This window comes from Caballeronia sp. HLA56, from assembly GCF_054655155.1.
The window spans coordinates 1,225,162-1,243,636 of record NZ_BAAHOB010000005.1 but is presented as its reverse complement, the minus strand read 5'-3'; the positions used below and the strand labels follow the sequence as shown (position 1 = coordinate 1,243,636).

15 protein-coding genes are annotated in these 18,475 nt (G+C 60.9%); 8 read left to right on the top strand and 7 right to left on the bottom strand.

All coding sequences use genetic code 11. The features are described from left to right. Positions 1 to 22: 22 nt before the first annotated feature. Positions 23 to 1,171 (bottom strand): GNAT family N-acetyltransferase, encoded by a 1,149-nt coding sequence (locus ACYQ47_RS25380; protein ID WP_250509372.1) that lies wholly within the window; start codon positions 1,169 to 1,171, stop codon positions 23 to 25. 129 nt (positions 1,172 to 1,300) lie between these two features. Between ACYQ47_RS25380 and ACYQ47_RS25375 the strand changes: the two genes are divergently transcribed. Continuing rightward, positions 1,301 to 1,630 (top strand): GIY-YIG nuclease family protein, encoded by a 330-nt coding sequence (locus ACYQ47_RS25375; RefSeq protein ID WP_459907492.1) that lies wholly within the window; start codon positions 1,301 to 1,303, stop codon positions 1,628 to 1,630. 75 nt (positions 1,631 to 1,705) lie between these two features. Here the strand turns inward: ACYQ47_RS25375 and ppa are convergent, their stop codons facing one another. Further along, positions 1,706 to 2,233, bottom strand: a complete 528-nt coding sequence (gene ppa / locus ACYQ47_RS25370; RefSeq protein WP_244825962.1) for an inorganic diphosphatase — start codon at positions 2,231 to 2,233, stop codon at positions 1,706 to 1,708. Positions 2,234 to 2,566: 333 nt separating this feature from the next. On the opposite strand from ppa, the gene ACYQ47_RS25365 reads away from it, so the two are divergent. Next, complete coding sequence (locus ACYQ47_RS25365) at positions 2,567 to 3,883, top strand: MFS transporter (protein WP_459907489.1); 1,317 nt, start codon at positions 2,567 to 2,569, stop codon at positions 3,881 to 3,883. Positions 3,884 to 3,983: 100 nt separating this feature from the next. On the opposite strand, the gene ACYQ47_RS25360 is transcribed toward ACYQ47_RS25365, so the two are convergent. Both ACYQ47_RS25360 and ACYQ47_RS25355 read right to left on the bottom strand, forming a co-directional pair. Then, entirely contained in the window at positions 3,984 to 4,637 is a 654-nt protein-coding gene (locus tag ACYQ47_RS25360; RefSeq protein ID WP_459907487.1) for a hypothetical protein, read from the bottom strand. After that, positions 4,634 to 7,063 (bottom strand): hypothetical protein, encoded by a 2,430-nt coding sequence (locus ACYQ47_RS25355; protein WP_459907485.1) that lies wholly within the window; start codon positions 7,061 to 7,063, stop codon positions 4,634 to 4,636. The genes ACYQ47_RS25360 and ACYQ47_RS25355 overlap by 4 nt, the downstream gene beginning before the upstream one ends. 369 nt (positions 7,064 to 7,432) lie before the next feature. On the opposite strand from ACYQ47_RS25355, the gene urtA reads away from it, so the two are divergent. The 6 genes from urtA to ACYQ47_RS25325 all read left to right on the top strand — a co-directional run bounded on the left by urtA (position 7,433) and on the right by ACYQ47_RS25325 (position 14,172). Continuing rightward, the gene (urtA, locus tag ACYQ47_RS25350; RefSeq protein WP_244825971.1) at positions 7,433 to 8,740 is read left to right on the top strand and encodes an urea ABC transporter substrate-binding protein; all 1,308 of its coding nucleotides are present in this window, start codon (positions 7,433 to 7,435) and stop codon (positions 8,738 to 8,740) included. Positions 8,741 to 8,807: 67 nt separating this feature from the next. Beyond that, complete coding sequence (gene urtB, locus ACYQ47_RS25345) at positions 8,808 to 10,424, top strand: urea ABC transporter permease subunit UrtB (RefSeq protein ID WP_250465349.1); 1,617 nt, start codon at positions 8,808 to 8,810, stop codon at positions 10,422 to 10,424. A gap of 4 nt (positions 10,425 to 10,428) precedes the next feature. Next, positions 10,429 to 11,625: an urea ABC transporter permease subunit UrtC gene (urtC, locus tag ACYQ47_RS25340; protein WP_250465351.1), complete on the top strand. Its 1,197-nt coding sequence runs from the start codon at positions 10,429 to 10,431 to the stop codon at positions 11,623 to 11,625. 68 nt (positions 11,626 to 11,693) lie between these two features. Further along, a complete protein-coding gene (gene urtD, locus ACYQ47_RS25335; protein ID WP_244828098.1) occupies positions 11,694 to 12,497 on the top strand; it encodes an urea ABC transporter ATP-binding protein UrtD in 804 nt (267 codons plus the stop codon). 43 nt (positions 12,498 to 12,540) lie between these two features. Further along, positions 12,541 to 13,233 (top strand): urea ABC transporter ATP-binding subunit UrtE, encoded by a 693-nt coding sequence (gene urtE / locus ACYQ47_RS25330; RefSeq protein WP_244825977.1) that lies wholly within the window; start codon positions 12,541 to 12,543, stop codon positions 13,231 to 13,233. A gap of 60 nt (positions 13,234 to 13,293) precedes the next feature. Next, positions 13,294 to 14,172 carry an urease accessory protein UreD gene (locus ACYQ47_RS25325; RefSeq protein ID WP_459907481.1) on the top strand — a complete coding sequence of 293 codons (879 nt, stop codon included), beginning with the start codon at positions 13,294 to 13,296 and terminating at the stop codon, positions 14,170 to 14,172. Between the two features lie 33 nt (positions 14,173 to 14,205). Here ACYQ47_RS25325 and ACYQ47_RS25320 read toward each other — a convergent pair whose 3' ends face one another. The 3 genes from ACYQ47_RS25320 to ACYQ47_RS25310 all read right to left on the bottom strand — a co-directional run bounded on the left by ACYQ47_RS25320 (position 14,206) and on the right by ACYQ47_RS25310 (position 18,037). After that, on the bottom strand, positions 14,206 to 15,678 hold the full coding sequence (locus ACYQ47_RS25320; protein ID WP_459907479.1) for a c-type cytochrome: 1,473 nt from the start codon (positions 15,676 to 15,678) through the stop codon (positions 14,206 to 14,208). Next, positions 15,675 to 17,288, bottom strand: coding sequence for a GMC family oxidoreductase (locus ACYQ47_RS25315; RefSeq protein ID WP_459907477.1), 1,614 nt, complete (start codon positions 17,286 to 17,288; stop codon positions 15,675 to 15,677). The genes ACYQ47_RS25320 and ACYQ47_RS25315 overlap by 4 nt, the downstream gene beginning before the upstream one ends. A gap of 110 nt (positions 17,289 to 17,398) precedes the next feature. Continuing rightward, a complete protein-coding gene (locus ACYQ47_RS25310) occupies positions 17,399 to 18,037 on the bottom strand; it encodes a sugar dehydrogenase complex small subunit (protein WP_459909312.1) in 639 nt (212 codons plus the stop codon). Positions 18,038 to 18,475: the final 438 nt, after the last annotated feature.

Genomic DNA, 18,475 nt, shown 5'->3' with positions numbered 1-18,475 from the left:
ACTCGTCATCATGCCGCACGCTTCAATCCGTCGCCATCTTCCTGAATGGCGTATGCGCTTCGAGTTCCTCGATATGCTGCGTCATCGCGGCGGTTTCTTCATCGAGAAACTCGCTGATCGCATGAGCAAAGCGCTGGTCGGCGATCCAGTGCGCGGACCATGTCGGCGTGGGCAACATGCCGCGCGACATCTTGTGCACGCCCTGCGCGCCGCCTTCGAAGCGCGCCAGCCCGTGCTCGATGCAATACGCGATGCCCTGCATGTAGCAGGTTTCGAAATGCAGCCCCGAAACGAACTCGCGCGTGCCCCAGTAGCGGCCATACATGGTGTCGCCGCCGATCATGTTGAGCGCGCAGGCGAGCCGCTCGCCGTCCGCTTCGGCGATGACGAGCAGCATGTTGTCGGGCGCGTCGGCGTGAATTTGACCAAAGAACTCGCGCGTCAGATACGGCGCGTTCCAGTGCTCCTTGTACGTGTTCTCGTAGCAGCCATAGAAGAAATCGAGCGCGCTTTTGTCGATCTGACGGCCGCGCAGCCACTTGTAAGTCACGCCCGCTTCGGTCACGCGGCGGCGATCCTGCTTCACCTTCTTGCGCTTGTCGTGGCTCATGGTGGCGAGAAACGCGTCGAAATTCTCGTAGCCCGCGCCCGGCAGATTCTCCCAATGAAACTGCACGCCTTCTCTCAACATGTAGCCCGCGTCCTTCAGCGCCTCGATGTCTTGTGCGTGCGGAAACAGCACGTGCAGTGACGAGATGTCGAGTTGCCGAGTAAGCTCGATCGCACCGCGCGCGAGCAGCACGCGATCCGCGTGTTCGGCCGCGATGAGACGCGGACCCGTCACCGGCGAGAACGGCACGGCCGAGAGCGCCTTGGGGTAATAGCGCACGCCGTGGCGTTCGAAGGCATCGGCCCAGGCGTGGTCGAAGACATATTCGCCGCGCGAGTGCGACTTGAGATAAAGCGGCATGGCGCCGGCGAAGACGCCGTTGCGCTTCAGAATGAGGTGATGCGCCCGCCAGCCGGTGCGCTTGACCGCGCAATGCGTGTCCTGCAACGCCGACAGGAAGCCGTGACTGACGAAGGGATTCGCGCCCGCGAGGCGGTTCCACTCCTCGGGCGAAATGTCCTCTAGCGTGTCGACCACCTGGATTTCGACTTCGCGATTCAACGGAAGACCTCGAATGATGAGTTTTGCCCTTGCGGGCATGAAGGGCTATTCTCGCGCAAGTTTTAATTCGTCGTTTAGTCGGGCGTGGCCGCTCTCGAAGGTTGCGCCGATTCGGCGATAATCCCGGCCATGCCCTGGTTTCTCTATCTCATCGAATGCGCCGATGGCAGCCTGTACACGGGCATCGCCACGGATGTAGAAGCGCGCTTCGTCGCGCATGCCGCCGGCAAGGGCGCGCGCTATACCCGCGCGCGCAAGCCGCTGCGCGTCGTGGCGTCGTTCGAACTGCAGGGAAGATCGGAGGCGTTGCGCGCCGAATATTGGGTGAAGCAGCTCACCGCGCGGCAAAAGCGCGCATTGATCGCGGGCGAGCGCACGCTCGATTCCGTGCTGCCGCCGCCCGCTGTCGCCGTCGGGGATGACAACCTGGACGAAGCCCACGACGCGCCCGCAAATTGAAACGGCCGCGCATCGAGCGCGGCCGTGCGGACCACTCGCATCGCGTCTACGCAACGCGACGCGCGAAAGCCAGGCTTACTTCTTGAAGTTAGCCGCGCCTTCCGAGATTTCCTTGTGCGCGGCTTCGATGCCGTCCCAGCCCTCGACCTTCACCCACTTGCCCTTCTCCAGCGCCTTGTATTGCTCGAAGAAATGCTTGATCTGGTCTTTGAGGTACTCGGGCACGTCGTCGATCGACTTGAGATTTGCCGTCATCGGGCAGATCTTGTCGTGTGCAACGGCGATCAGCTTCGCATCGACGCCGGATTCGTCGGTCATCTTCAGCATGCCGAGCGCGCGCGAGCGAACCACCGAGCCTGCGAGCAGCGGGAAGGGCGTGATGACCAGCACGTCGACCGGGTCGCCGTCGCCCGACAGCGTCTGCGGGATAAAGCCGTAATTCGCCGGATAGCGCATGCCGGTGCCGATGAAACGGTCGACGACGAGCAGGCCCATGTCCTTGTCCGCTTCGTATTTCACCGGATCGCTCTGTGCGGGAATCTCGATGATGACGTTGAAGTCCTGCGGAAGATCCTTGCCGGAAGGTACGTTGTTGAAGCTCATGAGCGCTCTCTGATGAAGTTGAGTTCGGAAATCTGTCAGCGCCGCGCGCGCGAGGCATTCTTTTCGGCGCGGTGGCCGCGTTTCGGCGCATTCGCGCGGTCGCGCGAGGCGGCGTGGATGCAGCGAAGTGCAACCCGGGCATTATAGCCAAACGCGCCTGCGCGCCCTTTCGCTTGCCTTGGCGGGATGATCGCCGGACGTTGCACGCCACACGTTCATCCGTGTTTTCCCCGATTCGAAACCCTCGCCTCGGCTTGCCGCCTGGCAGCTAGAATCCTTACGCGTCTGTAATCATCGAACGAACCCGAACGCTTAAGAGAAAGAGGAGACGACATGGCCCGCACCGCCGATTCAGTGCAAAGCCCCGCCACGGGCACGCCTTCCGCATTCGAGGAGGCAACCTACAAGAAGGTCGCATGGCGGCTCTCGCCGCTTCTGCTCATTTGTTATGTGGTCGCGTATCTGGACCGCGTGAACGTCGGCTTCGCCAAGCTGCAGATGGCCGCCGATTTGAACCTCTCCGATGCCGTCTATGGCTTCGGCGCGGGCATTTTCTTTTTCGGCTATTTCATCTTCGAGATACCGAGCAACGTGATTCTTCATCGCGTCGGCGCGCGCGTGTGGATCGCGCGGATCATGATCTCGTGGGGCGTCATTTCCGCGCTCACCATGTTCATCACCACGCCGACCATGTTCTACGTCATGCGCTTTCTGCTGGGCGTGGCCGAAGCGGGCTTCTTTCCCGGCATCATTCTTTATTTGACGTACTGGTTTCCGGCGCAACGGCGCGGGCGCATGACGACGCTGTTCATGACGGCGATCGCGTTGTCGGGGTTGATCGGCGGGCCGGTGTCGGGCTGGATCATGAAGCGTTTCGATGGCACGAACGACTGGCATGGCTGGCAGTGGCTGCTATTGCTGGAAGGCATTCCGTCGATCGTCGTCGGACTCGTCGTGTTCTTCGAACTCGACGACCGCATCTCGAAAGCGAAGTGGCTCACGGCCGACGAGCGAGCGTTGCTCGAACGCAATATCGCCGCCGATAACGTCGCGAAAGAGGACATGCCCATCGGCAAGATTCTGTCGAGCCCGAAAGTCTGGCTGATGAGCCTGATCTACTTTTCCTTCGTGATGGGTCTTTATGGCGTGAGCTTCTGGCTGCCGACGATCATCAAGGCCACCGGCGTCTCCGATGCGCTCACGGTCGGCCTCCTCTCCGCGATTCCCTACGGCGCGGCGGTGATCGGCATGCTGCTGGTCGCGCGCAGCGCGGACAAGCGCGGCGAGCGGCGCTGGCATATCGCCATTCCGGCGTTCATCGGCGCATTGGGGCTGGTGCTCTCGGTCGTGTGGTCGGCGAACACGCCGCTTGCCATGCTCGGACTCACGCTTGCGACCATGGGCATTCTCACGACCTTGCCGTTGTTCTGGAGTCTGCCGACTGCGTTCCTCGCGGGCACGGGCGCGGCCGCCGGCATCGCGATGATCAATTCGCTCGGCAATCTCGCGGGCTTTCTGAGCCCGTATCTCGTGGGATGGCTCAAGCAAGCCACGGCATCGAACGCAAGCGGCATGTATATGCTGGCCGGCTGTCTGATCGTGGGCGCACTGCTCGTGCTGAGCGTGCCTGCGCGAATCGTCAATCGGTGAATCGAAGGAGAGCCGCCGTGGAAACGAGGCGGCCCTCCTATAATGGCGCAGGCGGTACGTCGCCGCGATGATGCATCGCACTCGCGCGCTTTATAAGCTCCTATGCAGGAGTCTTGCCGGGCGTGTCGAGGAACTCGATCGACTCGATAATCTTCAACGCCTCCGGTATTACTCCGGTCTTGCTAAAGCGGGGTACCGCCACGACGGGTGCACTGCCGCACAGGGCCACGGCTGCGCGAAGCAAACAGAACCCTAATGAGACACTTCGATTTTGCGGATCACCGACGATCATGCGCTGAAGCACTACTAAACCGGAACTCCCAACAGCCTTTACCGAAAGCCACTGCACAGCCGGAACCAACACCTTCTTGTCGCGTGCAGACACCCCCGATAAATCCGTGAACCAACGTCCTTTCTGTGCGTCATATCGAGCCAAGGTGTAGTCGCGAATTGAGCCCGCATCGGACGAACTTAGACAAACGAAGGTAATTGCAAGACTCCCGATGCCGGTTTTTTTGTACGGCAAGTCGTCTACCGCATAGCTGTTGCCGGATATCCATCCTCCGTAAGGATCTTTGAATCCAATGGAACAATGATGGTTACCGCTGCTAACAAGTAATTCCTTTCGCTCGTTTGGTTCAGACTTTGCGGATGAAGCGCTGTGCAGCCCGAGAGCAATGAAACAGACGGCCAAGCCTTTTGCGATTAACTGGCAAGCTTTAGAGCCACATAGCAGACATAATTTTTTATTCATCTTTGGCCTCTTCGCAGAATATCGTAATCTGGCGCGTCTGCCGCCTGACCCGGCGCGATCGGGAATTTCACTTCGGATAAGACTGCGAGAGCCACGTTGTAAGCCATACAGCGCGCCTCAAATCCGTTAAGCCGTATCGAATAGAGACTATCGATTGCCCCTGGCAAGTTCACCGATGCCGATGCTTTCCAAAAACTAGCGCTGCGGTAGTAACTATGCGCACGTCGATTTGCGGTAAGCCCTACTCGCTCCAGTACATGCGGCTCATCGGCATACCTGGCCATCCGCAGCTTCACCCAGTAAAAGCCTGCGCTCAACGCGGCATCCGACTGATCCGGAAGCGAGATGTTTGCCCGCCACTTATGCATGTCAGGTGTAAGAGCAGTCTCAGTGGCTTGCCAAACATCGTTGCTCCGTGAACGATCTGCCGCTTGCTGCGCAGTTAGAAGTTGTACACGTACAGCTGACGGGATTTGTGATGCTCGCCCGTGAAAATCCCAATAGTCGAGGTAGTTGCTTGCCCATGTCAGCTGTAGGAAGCCGCGCCCAAACCAAGGGTAATATCTTTGAGTTGTAGGAGAGCCCTCTTCCAGCAGTTGCAACCATTGAGATTCTTGAATAGCGTTGCCAAAAAAACTTGCCATACGTAACGGCGTGTTGATGCCGTAGGTGCACATCATGCGATTTAAAACGACTCGCTGGTTCTTGAAGATATTTCCGCTAGTGAAAGTGCCTGGGACTAGCTCCCACAATGTTTGCCCGCCGTGTTTTCGGACCGTAAAAGATGGTACTAGCTGCTTGAACTCTTTTTCACTCAACCACGCACACTTCCTAAAGTGTCGAATAAACGCCGTCGGATGAAAAAACCAAAGCTTATTCGCCTCGCCTAGCGGCGTCTGCTTCATAAACTGAAACTGCTTGACGAAGCTGAGGAAGTTTTCGTAGCCACGCGGATCGGTCTCCTTGCGCTTACCAAAGAATCCATTCGGTTCATTCAGCGCACGGAAGCGTTCCTCATTGTTGCTCGTATCCCATTCGCTTTTAGCGTGACAAATAAAGCCCTTGAGCTTGACTCGCACTTCCGCCTCGCCACGCACATAAGCCGCCAGTCGCTGGTCATGGTCGAACTCCGTTGGCGTTTGGTCATGTAACGCTAGGCGTGTATCGGTCACACCCGCAATTGTGCAAAGCTCGTCATAGCCACAAAACCCCTCTCGATTGAACGGCGTATTGCCCTCCTCGATCTTCTGCCAGCCCATGAAGAAAGGGAAGTCTGCATCCGACAGCTTTTGAATGCTGGCCAAATTCACGTCGATATAGCCCGTCGTACCTTGAGCAAACGGTACCTCGACCCAAGTAGCTCGATTGCCGGCGGGCAAGGTCGGTGTATCCGTGCTCAGGATGCGGCCGAAACGGAGCAACTCATAGCCTTCGCTTGGGCACGCTTCGTATAGCGTGGTTGCGCGCTCGTAAAGGTCATATTCATACTCCGCGAATTCATCCTGCACAGGTTCCGGAGTCAGCGAAACAAGCTTTCGATCGCCCTTGTCAATCCACGCACGCATGAAACGCTCGCCCCGGCTAAAGTACGTCTCGACGTAAAGCGTGCTGTTGGCATCCAAAGCGCCTGCGTTCAGTGCGGGGAAAAGCAGCTTGGGTGTGCGACCTTTCGTTTTCAGGTTTCCTTGGCCCGGCGGCGTGCTCATGAACGTGGAGCCCTTTGGAATAACAAAGTATGTGTGCCCCCAATAGTCCTTCGACGCTGGCGTGTTTGGCTGTGCATCACCCAACGCAACCTTATGCCCCACCTGATCGAACCACGCGGTGAAATCCGCCTCGGTCATGAAGATCTCAAAGTGCAGATGCTTCTCACCCTGACTTTGGCCGACAAAACCCAGGCGATCCTTCCTATAAACCTTCTTTCCACCGCCCGCTTGCACGCCTTCTGTCTCCCTGAGCAGCCAAGCGGCGAGCGCACCGGGGGAACTCTCAGGCATCGGATTATTTGGCTGCGATGCAAGCGCATTGGTGCTAATGACGTCAAGCAAGTGCATGTAAAGCGAATAGAAGGTGATGGTGCGGCCTTCGCCTGTTTCGGTCACGTGTTTGAGCAGCACGAAGCCGATGTTGCTGTTGAGCGCAAGGCTGCCGTCGGAATTTGTTTGGCCATCCGAGACGGCCTTCAAAGCGACGCGATAAGCAACGACTTCTCCATCTGCGATCGCCCGCACCGGTTCGAGTTGACCATCGCCCGCGAAAGGCACCAGATGCATGCCGCAATGCCAGCGTCGATCGAATGCGATTGGGAAAACACCACTATGCGATAACTCGAAGTCATCGACCTTATCCATCATTGGATCGGTCTTCCATTTTTCTATGGGCGTGATCAGGCCTTCGGCGGGAAGTAAAGGGGGGCTAATGATCATTGGTGGACTCGGCAAGGCTACCTGCTGATTACGGTAGTGCCGAATTGTTGCGGAAAACCGGAACGAAACGCAGGGCGGAATCGCTTTTCCGCGGACATTCAGATAATCCTCAAACTGCTTAGGACAGAGTCGCTCCTTGTATAAAGCACCCGCGCACCACGACGACGCACACCTCGCCACCATGCACCAAAAGCAATCGCGCTAGACGCCTCCGTCACGCTGTAATTCCTTCCCGAAAACTCCGCAAACCCATAGCCATCGGTCAAAAGCCCCCGATTGGCATAGCACTTGCAGAACCCCCTTGCTGGTAGCGGGCGTCGACGCTCACACCACGTCAAGCAAATACACATCGGCAAGGGGAACACACAAATGAAACGACGCAGTCTGCTGAAGTTCGGCTCCATGTCGGGCGCGCTCGCCCTCGCGGGTCAGCTTCCGATCACCAAGGCGCAAGCCGCCGATACGGGTCCGATCAAAGTCGGCATCCTGCATTCGCTGTCGGGCACCATGGCCATCTCCGAGACGTCGCTCAAAGACACGGCGCTCATGACCATTGCCGATATCAACAAGAGCGGCGGTGTGAACGGCCGCCAGCTCGAACCGGTGGTCGTGGACCCGGCGTCCAACTGGCCGCTCTTCGCCGAAAAAGCCCGTCAGCTTCTGACGCAGGACAAGGTCGCCGTCGTGTTCGGCTGCTGGACGTCCGTGTCGCGCAAGTCGGTGCTGCCGGTCTTCGAGGAACTCAACGGCCTGCTCTTCTACCCCGTGCAGTACGAAGGCGAAGAGATGTCGCGCAACGTGTTCTACACGGGCGCGGCGCCGAACCAGCAAGCGATTCCCGCCGTCGAATATCTGATGGGCGCGGAAGGCGGCAGTGCCAAGCGCTTCTTCCTGCTCGGCACGGACTATGTGTATCCGCGCACGACCAACAAGATCCTGCGCGCCTTCCTTCATTCGAAAGGAGTCAAGGATGAGGACATTCAAGAGGTCTACACACCGTTCGGACATAGCGACTATCAAACCATCGTCGCGAACATCAAGACCTTTTCCCAAGGGGGAAAGACAACTGTCGTCTCTACGATCAACGGCGACTCGAACGTACCGTTCTACAAGGAACTCGGCAATCAAGGCCTGAAGGCGACGGACGTGCCCGTGGTCGCGTTCTCGGTCGGTGAAGAAGAATTGCGCGGTATCGATACGAAGCCGCTCGTCGGCCACCTCGCCGCATGGAACTACTTCATGTCGGTAAAGAACCCGAACAACACGAAGTTCGAGAAGGAGTTCTTCGCGTACGCCAAGGCGCAGAATCTGCCGGGCGGCGACAAGCGCGTGACCAACGATCCGATGGAAGCGACCTTCGTCGGCATCCACATGTGGAAGCAGGCGGTCGAGAAAGCAAAGAGCGCCGATGTGGACAAGGTGCGCGTCGCGATGATCGGCCAGAGCTTCGCCGCGCCCTCGGGCTTCACCTTGACGATGGATGGCAACCACCATCTGCACAAGCCCGTGATGATCGGTGAAATTCGCGGCGACGGTCAGTTCAACGTCGTGTGGAAGACGAAGACCGCCATCCGCGCGCAGCCGTGGAGTCCGTATATCGCCGGCAATCAGGGCAAGCCGGACGTGGTCAGCTCGATTCCCTCGTTCCTGCGCCGCGCGCGCACGCGCACGGCCTGACGTATCGAGTCGAGGAAAGGGCCGCGCGTGTCATCGCGCGCGGCCAGTCACCATCAGAAAGGCCACCATGACCGGTTCGTTCGCCCGCCTCTTCCCGCGTATGCTGCTTGCGCTTTTCATCGCGCTCGCGCCGTTCTCCGCGCATGCGCTCACCAGCGACGATCTCGCGCCGCTCGCCGCCGACGACTTCGAGGCGAAGTCCGCGGCCATCGACAAGCTGATCGCCAACGCGGATGCGCCTTCGGTCGCCGTGCTCTCCGCGCTCGCGGACGGCTCGCTCGTCGCCACCGACAATGGCCACGTTTATCTGCAGACCGACGACGGCAACAAGGACCCGCTTACCGGCAAGGTCGTCGAAGCGCCCGACGCGCAGGCGATCACGCTTAACAACATCCTGCGCACGAAAGTGAACGGCGCATTGTCGGGCTTGCAGCTCGCTTCGCCGGATATCGCCAAGCGTCGCGATGCAGTGGCCGCGCTCCTGAAGAATCCCGATCCGTCGATGAAGCCGCTGATCGACCGCGCACGCGCCGGCGAAACCGATCCCGAGCTCAAGAAGCGTCTCGACACGCTCTGGGCGATGACCGCCCTGCACGACGCCGACGTCGTCAAGCGACTGGACGCGGTCAAGCTCGTCGCCGCGCGGCACGATCTCGACATGTACGAATTGCTGCGTCCGCTCGTCGCGAAGAAAGCGGACGGCACCTTCAACGAACCCGACGACCGCGTGCGGGCCGCGGCGCAAGCGGGCATCGAAGACCTCGATTCGATTCAGCATCGCGGCGAAATCTTCGGCACGCTGTTCGCGGGCCTTTCGCTCGGCAGCGTGCTGTTGCTCGCGGCGCTCGGTCTTGCCATCACGTACGGTCTGATCGGCGTCATCAACATGGCGCACGGCGAGTTTTTGATGATCGGCGCCTACGCGACATATGTCGTGCAGAACCTCGTGCAGCATTACGCGCCTGCCGCGTTCAACTGGTATCCGCTCTTTGCCGTACCCGCGTCGTTTGCCGCGGCGGCGCTCGTCGGCATCGTGCTGGAGCGCCTCGTATTGAAGCATCTCTATGGACGTCCGCTCGAAACGCTGCTGACGACCTTCGGTATCAGCCTCATCCTCATTCAGGCGACGCGCACGCTCTTCGGTGCGCAGAACGTGCAGGTGACCAATCCTTCGTGGATGAGCGGCGGGATTGCCGTCATGCCGAATCTGATCCTGCCGTATAACCGGCTCACCATTCTCGCCTTCTCGCTCGCCGTCGTGGCGATTGCATGGGGCGTGCTCACGCGCACGCGGCTCGGGCTTTTCGTGCGCGCGGTCACGCAGAACCGCCGCATGGCAGCGTGCGTCGGCGTGAAGACTTCGCGTGTCGATTCGTATGCGTTCGCGTTCGGCGCGGGCATCGCGGGACTCGGCGGCTGCGCGCTTTCGCAGATCGGCAACGTCGGACCGGATCTCGGGCAGAGCTACATCATCGATTCCTTCATGGCCGTGGTGCTCGGCGGCGTCGGTCAGCTTGCAGGCACGGTGATCGGCGGCTTCGGACTCGGTCTCGTCAACAAGGCGATCGAGCCGTTCTGGGGCGCGGTGCTCGCGAAGATCGCGGTGCTCGTGCTGATCGTGCTGTTCATTCAGAAGCGTCCTCAAGGCATGTTCGCCCTGAAGGGCCGCAGCGCGGAGGCCTGATCCCATGACTGCCTCGACCAATCTCTCGGCCAATCTCGACGTCGCGCCGCAACCCGACGAGAACGCCGCCCGCGCGGGCTTCGCGCTCGGCCTGCCGCCGCGCGCCGCGCTCTTGCCGCGCAACGGCTGGATCGCGCTAATCGCGCTCATCATCGCGATGGGCATCGTCGTGCCGGTCTCCGCGCTCGTGCTGCCGGAAACGAGCACGTTCCATCTGTCCGCGTATGCGATGACGCTCATCGGCAAGCTGATGTGCTATGCCATCGGCGCGCTCGCGCTCGATCTCGTGTGGGGCTACTGCGGAATTCTGAGCCTGGGTCACGCGCTGTTCTTCGCGCTCGGCGGCTACGCAATGGGCATGTACCTGATGCGCTCGATCGGTCGCGAAGGCACGTATCAGAGCGACCTGCCCGACTTCATGGTGTTTCTCGACTGGCACAAGCTGCCGTGGTTTTGGGAAGGCACGGAGCATCTCTGGTATGCGCTTTTGCTCGTCGTGCTCGTGCCGGGCGTGCTCGCGTGGGTGTTCGGCTTCTTCACGTTCCGTTCGCGCGTGAAGGGCGTGTATCTGTCGATCATCACGCAAGCCATGACCTTCGCCGCGATGCTGCTTTTCTACCGCAATGAAACGGGCTTCGGCGGCAATAACGGCTTCACCGATTTCAAGCGCATCGCGGGCTTTCCGATCACGCATCCGGGCACACGCACCGGCCTCTTTCTGATCACGTTCGCGGTGCTGGTGCTCGCGTTTCTCGCGGCGCGCTGGATCGTCACCTCGAAGCTCGGACGTGTGGTGACCGGCGTGCGCGACGGCGAGACGCGTCTCATGTTCCTGGGCTACAGCCCGCTCGCATACAAGCTCTTCATCTGGACCGTGTCGGCGGTGCTGTGCGGCATTGCCGGCGCGCTCTATGTGCCGCAAGTCGGCATCATCAATCCGAGCGAGATGTCGCCCGCCAACTCCATTGAAATGGCGATCTGGGTTGCGGTAGGCGGACGCGGAACGCTCATCGGCCCGATCATCGGCGCGTTCGCCGTGAATGGCGCGAAGAGCTTCTTCACCGCTTATTTCGCGGAATACTGGCTGTTCTTCCTCGGCCTCATCTTCACGCTCGTGCCGCTGCTTCTGCCGAACGGCATCATGGGACTCATCGACATGGCGCGCCGCAAGAAGGCTCACGCAGGAGACGCCGCAGAATGACCGCACATAACGCACTGATCGTCGATCTGCCGCCGTTGCCGCAATCGGAGGAATCGAACGAACGCAACATGAACGGCATCACCGGGCTCGGCCATGTGCTCGCGCCCGGCGAGATCGACGTATCGCACGGCACCATTCTCTACCTCGAAGACGTGACCAAGAGCTTCGACGGTTTTCGGGCGCTCAACAAACTGACCTTGTCGATCGACGTGGGCGAACTGCGCTGCGTCATCGGCCCGAACGGCGCGGGCAAGACCACGATGATGGATGTCGTCACCGGCAAGACGCGTCCCGATACGGGCAAGGTCTTTCTCGGACAGACTCTCGACCTCACGCGCATGTCGGAGCCGGTGATCGCGCGTACTGGAATCGGCCGAAAGTTTCAAAAGCCCACGGTGTTCGAGAATCATCCCGTGTGGGAGAACCTCGAACTCGCGATGAAAACGGACAAGCGCTGGTTCGCGTCGCTGCGTTCGCGGCTCGACCGCGCGGCGCAGGCACGTATAGAAGAGACACTGGAGCTGATTCGCCTTCATCATCAGGCCACGCGGCTCGCGGGCGAGTTGTCGCACGGGCAAAAGCAGCGGCTCGAGATCGGCATGTTGCTGATGCAGCAGCCTGCCCTCTTGCTGCTCGACGAACCCGCTGCCGGCATGACCGATCACGAGACCATGGAACTTGCCGAGCTGCTCAACAAACTGCGCGGCTCCTGTTCGATGATGGTCGTCGAACACGACATGGAGTTCGTCGCCGCGCTCGCGGGCGCCGATGGCAAGGTCACGGTCATGGCCGAAGGCAGCGTGCTCGCCGAGGGCACGCTGGAAGACGTTCAGCGCGATGAAGCGGTGATCGAGTCCTACCTCGGACGCTGATCTCACCGCCCGCACAGATCACCAGAGCGAAGCTAAGACACCCATGCTAGAAGTCGAATCCCTGAATCAGTACTACGGCGGCAGCCACATTCTTCGCGATGTGAAGATGACCGTCCCCGATGGCAAGCTGACGGTGCTGCTCGGCCGCAACGGCGTCGGCAAGACGACGCTCCTGCGCTGTTTGATGGGCGTCGTGCCGACGCGCAGCGGCATCATCACCTGGCGCGACAAGAAGATTTCGTCGATGCCCACGCATGCGCGCGTGACGAATGGCCTCGCCTATGTTCCGCAAGGCCGGGACATCTTCGGCCGCCTCACCGTGGAAGAGAACCTGCTGGTCGGCGCGGCGAGCCGCAAGTCGCCATCGAAGATTCCCGATCACATCTATCAGCTCTTTCCGGTGCTGAAGGACATGAAAAACCGGCGCGGCGGCGACCTTTCGGGCGGTCAACAACAGCAACTGGCTATCGGCCGCGCGCTGATGAGCGAACCGCAGCTGCTGATTCTCGACGAACCGACCGAAGGCATCCAGCCGTCCATCATTCGCGACATCGGCAGGACGCTGCGCCAACTCGTCGATGAAATGGGCATGACGGTCTTGCTCGTCGAACAGTACTACGACTTCGCGCGCGAACTCGCCGACCGCTACTGGGTGATGAGCCGCGGCGAGATCATCGCGGGCGGCGCGGGCTCCGAGATGGATGAACAAGGTGTGCGAGAGTTGATCGCCGTCTGAATTTTCGGCTTAACATGGCGGCTCACCTCGTCTGCTCAGTTCACTAGTCACTGCTCGCTCATGCATCATGAATCGCACGCGGCGCTCGCTGCCGCGCAAATCGACGCCGATCCAAACGTCTGGCGCGGCCGGCTCGAACTCGGTTTCGAGCAGAAGCATGGGCGCACGGTCTTTTCGCATCGCAAACACGAAGGGCCGCTCAGGCTGCAACGTCCGCTCTATCCGGAAGACGGCATCTGCCACGCGGTGATCGTGCATCCGCCGGGCGGCGTCGCGGGCGGCGACCGGCTCTCCATCGACGTGAAGCTCGGCGAAGACACGCATGCCGTCGTCACGACGCCCGGTTCGACCAAGTGGTACAAGGCCAACGGCAAGCTCGCGACGCAGCGTATAGATATCGCGCTCGCCGCGCATGCGAAGCTCGACTGGCTGCCGCAGAACAACATCGTGTTCGAATCGTCGAACGTGGAGCTCGACTTCAGTCTGACGCTCGGCGAAGGCGCGAGCGCCATTGGCTGGGACGCAATGCTGCTCGGCCGCGCGGCGGCGGGCGAGCGCTGGACGCATGGACATATCGAAGCGGTATCGCGCATTGCGCATGCCGATGGCAAGCCGCTCTGGTTCGAACGCAGCCTGCTCGATGCGACCGATCCTCTTTGCGATGCGGCGCAAGGACTCGCGCGCTTTCCCGCTTACGGCACGCTATGGGCGATAGGCCCGGCTTGCGACGATGCGCTCGCCGAAGCCCTCACCGCCGAACTGCCCTTCGACGATACGTTGCGCGCGGCTGCATCGTGCATTACGCCTGGCGTGTTGATCGTGCGCGCCATCAGCCACTCGATGGAGCCACTGCAACGCGCGATGACCGAATGCTGGTTGCGGCTGCGGCCTCTCGTGCATGGCGTGAAGGCGCAGCCGTTGCGGCTCTGGACGACGTGAGGACGCAAGCGGCCGCTTCGTTGAAACACTGGCTTAGCGCACTCGACGCCGAGCTCTTACGAAGAGCACGACGGCAAACAGCGCGGCGAGAATCAATACGCCAAGCCCGATACGCGCAGCGCTCGCCATGGGCGAGACCGGACCACCGGCACGCAACGTCGCCACATCCTGCGCCGTCACCTGCACATTCTGGCGCCCGAACTGCTGCATCAGATAGCTCGATAACGTGGCGATCTGCGTATCGGACAGCCGGTCTGCAAAGGCGGGCATGTCGACGCTATCAGACGCGCGGTTTGCGGACTCCGGATGCGACACGCCCTGCAGAATCGACATCACGACATTGTTCGGCTGGCCGTTGCGAAAGACCGAGTTACGCGACAACGGCGGCAGCGCGCCATCGGCCGTACCTTGACCGCTCGCCTGATGGCAACTCGCGCAATTCGAATCGTAGAGTTGCGGGCCGTTCAACCGTTCGGGGTCGGCGGGCCACGGCGTCTGACGCACAGCATCGGGATCTTCGATAAGGCCGGACGACACGTCGAGCGCGAGCGTATCGGCGTCGTCGTGGACGGCGGGAACCGTCTTCAGGTACGTGGCGATCGCTCCGAGGTCCGCATCGGTCAGATACTGCAGGCTGTGATTCACGGCCTCCGCCATCGGGCCGGCTGCCTGCGCCTTGCCCCGCACGACGCCCGTTTTCAGGTACGCGACGATATCCTGCTCGCTCCATCCGCCGATACCGCTCGTCGTGTCGGACGTGATATTGGGCGCGTACCACGCGCCGACCGCACCGCCCGCCAAGCCACGCGAGGTCTGCTCCGCCATCAGCAGATTGCGTGGCGTATGACAGACGCTGCAATGCGCAAGGCCTTCGACGAGATAAGCGCCGCGATTCCACTCCACGCTCTTTTGCGGGTCGGGCTTGAAGCGATCCTTGTCGACGAAGAGCAGATTCCACGGAATGAGCGATGCCCGAATGCTGAACGGGAACGGCAGATCGGTGTGCGGCACGGCGCTATCCACAGCGGGCACGGCCTTCATGAAGTACGTGTAAAGCGCGTGTACGTCGGGATCGGTGAGCTTCGCGAACGAGGTGTACGGCATCGCCGGATAAAGCTGTGCGCCGTCGGCACGCTTGCCGGCGCGCAGGGCATCGGCGAACTGCGCCTCGGTGTAGGAACCGATACCGTGCGTCTTCGATGCCGTGATGTTGGTCGACCAGATGGTGCCCATGGGAGAGGCAATCGCCAGTCCGCCCGCGAACGGCTTGCCGCCGGTCGCCGTGTGGCAGGCCACGCAATCGCCCGCGCGCGCGAGATACTCGCCACGCTGAATCAACGCGGATTCATCGACGGCGGCTTCCGCGTGAGCGCTCGCCGGCATCCACCCGATGGCAAGCGAGGCGACAGCCACGCCAGCCGCCATTGCACGCTTGATGAAACTTCCGATGACGAACGCATGGCGTTCGACTGCGCTTGTTCGCGACATGATGTGTTCGTGCTTCATCGCGCTTCCTTCACGATGTGATCGACAGTGCGCAGCGCGAGCGCGGCACCCGTGAGCGTCGAGTTGACGGTGGCGGCAGTCGGCATGACGCCGGTACTCGCGAGGAAGAGGTTTTCGTGATCGTGCGTGCGGCCCCAGGCATCGCACACGGAATCTGCCGGGTCCGCGCCCATCGAGAGCGTGCCGGTGATGTGCTGATTGTTGCTGTAGACGCCATCGGGACTGTGACGCAGGTTGGTGCCGCCCATGAGGTCGGCGACCTTCAGGTAGAAGGCTTTCGACGCCTGCATGCCCTTCTCGACGTAATCGCTCATGCGATATTCGACCGCCGGACGCGGCAGCCCGAGCGCGTCTTTCTGGTCGCTGAGATAGATCCTGTTGCGCCGGTCGGGCAAGATTTCGAGCACGTTCTTCAGGCTGACCTGATGCGCCGCGCGCTCGCGCAATTGCTTCTCGAGTTCCGGACCATAGACACCCTTGCCAATCAGGTCCTGCGTAATGGACAACACCTGCGACGAATTGCCGATGTCGACGCGAAACGCCGCGTGTTCACTGCGGAACGCGCCATCGCGCATCAACTGGATCGACGACGGGCTCATCGGCCCGCGACCGGCCCAGACCTCGTCTTGCGCGTCGAAGGTCAACGAGTTGCTCGGATGATCCATCAGGTTCTGGCCCAAGGTGCCCGAACTGTTCGCGAGACCATTCTTGAACTTGTCGCTTGCCGACATCAGCAAGAGGCGCGGACTTTCAACGCCGTTCGCCGCCAGAATGAAGGTCTTCGCCGTCACTCGAACCGATGCCTTCTCGGGCGTGTAGTAATGCACGGCGACGATCTTGCCGCTGGCATCGTGCTCGATCTTGTAGACCACCGCGTTCGGCAGCAGCTTCACGCCCGAGGCTTCGGCGGCATCGGCTGCAAGGCCACCGTGGTATTGCGCATCGATCGGGCAAATCGGCATGCAGTTGTTGTTGCCGCAGCAGGCTGGCCGGCCATCGTATGTGCGGCTGTTGCGTGCAGTCGTGTTCGTGATGACCGCGATGCCCGCCGGTGCAAGCCGCTCGCGAAAGCGCTGCTCCAGATACGATTCGGTCACGGGTTGCATCGGGAACGGCTTGCTGCGCGGCGAACCGTTGTCGGGTGCGCCGGAGACGCCCATCTTCACTTCCGCTTCGAAATAGAACGGCTCCAGGTCTTCGTAGGCAATCGGCCAGTCGCGGCCCACGCCATACAGCGTCTTCAGACGCATGTCGTTGGGCAGGACGCGCCAAGCCTGCGCCGCCCAGTGCCACGTCGTGCCGCCAACGGCGCGGATATATTCCGGCTCGTACGGATACGGACCGTTCTGCACGATGTAGTTGTTCTTGGTCGGCTTGTAGACCGGATGCGGCGACCACGACAAGAACGGATACGGCGACATGAAGTCGTTCTTGCGAGGCGAGTTGCGAAAGCCCGCCACGATCTGTTCGCGCGTGATGCGTGGACCCGACTCGAGAATCAAGACGGATGCGCCGTGCTGCGCCATTTTTTGCGCGGCAAGCGAACCGATGATCCCCGAACCGATCACGACGACATCGGCGCTGTTCGGCACGTTGGTTTGAGAGGACATGTTCGAGGCAATGAAAAGTGCCGGCGCGCGTGCGCTGCGGGCCGGGGCATGGATGGGAAACGTTTGGAGTGTGTTTAGTGCCGGAAAACCGGCAGTGCGGGTTCTGCTGGCTATACGCGCGCGGCAGCGGGAGCCACGAGCGGCGGCAGGCTCACCGTGCGGGGATCGACTCGCCAAGCGCCATAACCGCCGTAGGCATAACTCGGCGGACGCAGGCGGTCTTCGACGACGCGGTTCATCAGGCTGGTCGTGTAGGTGATGGCGCGCGCACGTTCGCCATCGCCGACCACGCCGACATACCAGGCCGTCACGATACGACGCGGCAAGGAGGCATAAGAAGCCTTGGCCGCGTCCAGGTCCGCTTGCAGATGCAGCGGGTCGGGCTTGTTTGCCGTGAGATACGCCGCCAGTTGCTGGCACGCGGCGCCGAAGCCGGCATCGTCGTCGAGCAGCGCTTGCAGGAGTCGAGATGTCTGCGCCGGGTCGAGCGAGCGCTCGCCGATCAGATAGCGCGAGACATCGGCGAATGCACGAGTGGTCGCGGCGTCCGCACCCGAGCTTGCGCCCGCGGCAAAGACGGGACGCATTAACGTGACCGCGGGAACCAGGGTCAATGAAGCGACGACACCACCGACGATCAACCTGCGCAACGGGTTTGGCGTATCGGGAAAGAGCGAGGCGGAAGTGTGCGGGAAGGATACGACGCTAGAGTCGTGCAGCGACTCCAGGCGTTTTTTATCGGCAGACATAGAGGTCAAACATGAGGCTTCGTTGAGCGGACACATGGCCGGCATTCGGCCTGTGGCGATACATTGAACGAGGCGCTTTGCGGCCATGACAGGCGAAGCTTCAAGCGCGGGTCGGCACGTTCGACGGGTGGCTCATTTTGCCAGACAGGTACTTACGATTAGTGCATCGAGGCGTCGGCACGACGTAAATTCACATTTTCAGCAAGCGGACCGGTCCGAGTTTACGATCCAGCCGCATGAGTCATTTCGCGCGACTTTCACCTGGATGGCATGGCAGCGGAAAGGAATTCGCATGTCGTTCAATAAGACAGTGCTGCCGCCCGAACTTTGCGCACCAAGAACAGGCACCCGCGCGCCCCGTAATTGTGCAAGCGCATACAGCCGCCACGCCGGATCCTCCTGCCCACAAGCCTTGGGCCGTAATGGCATGACTTTCGC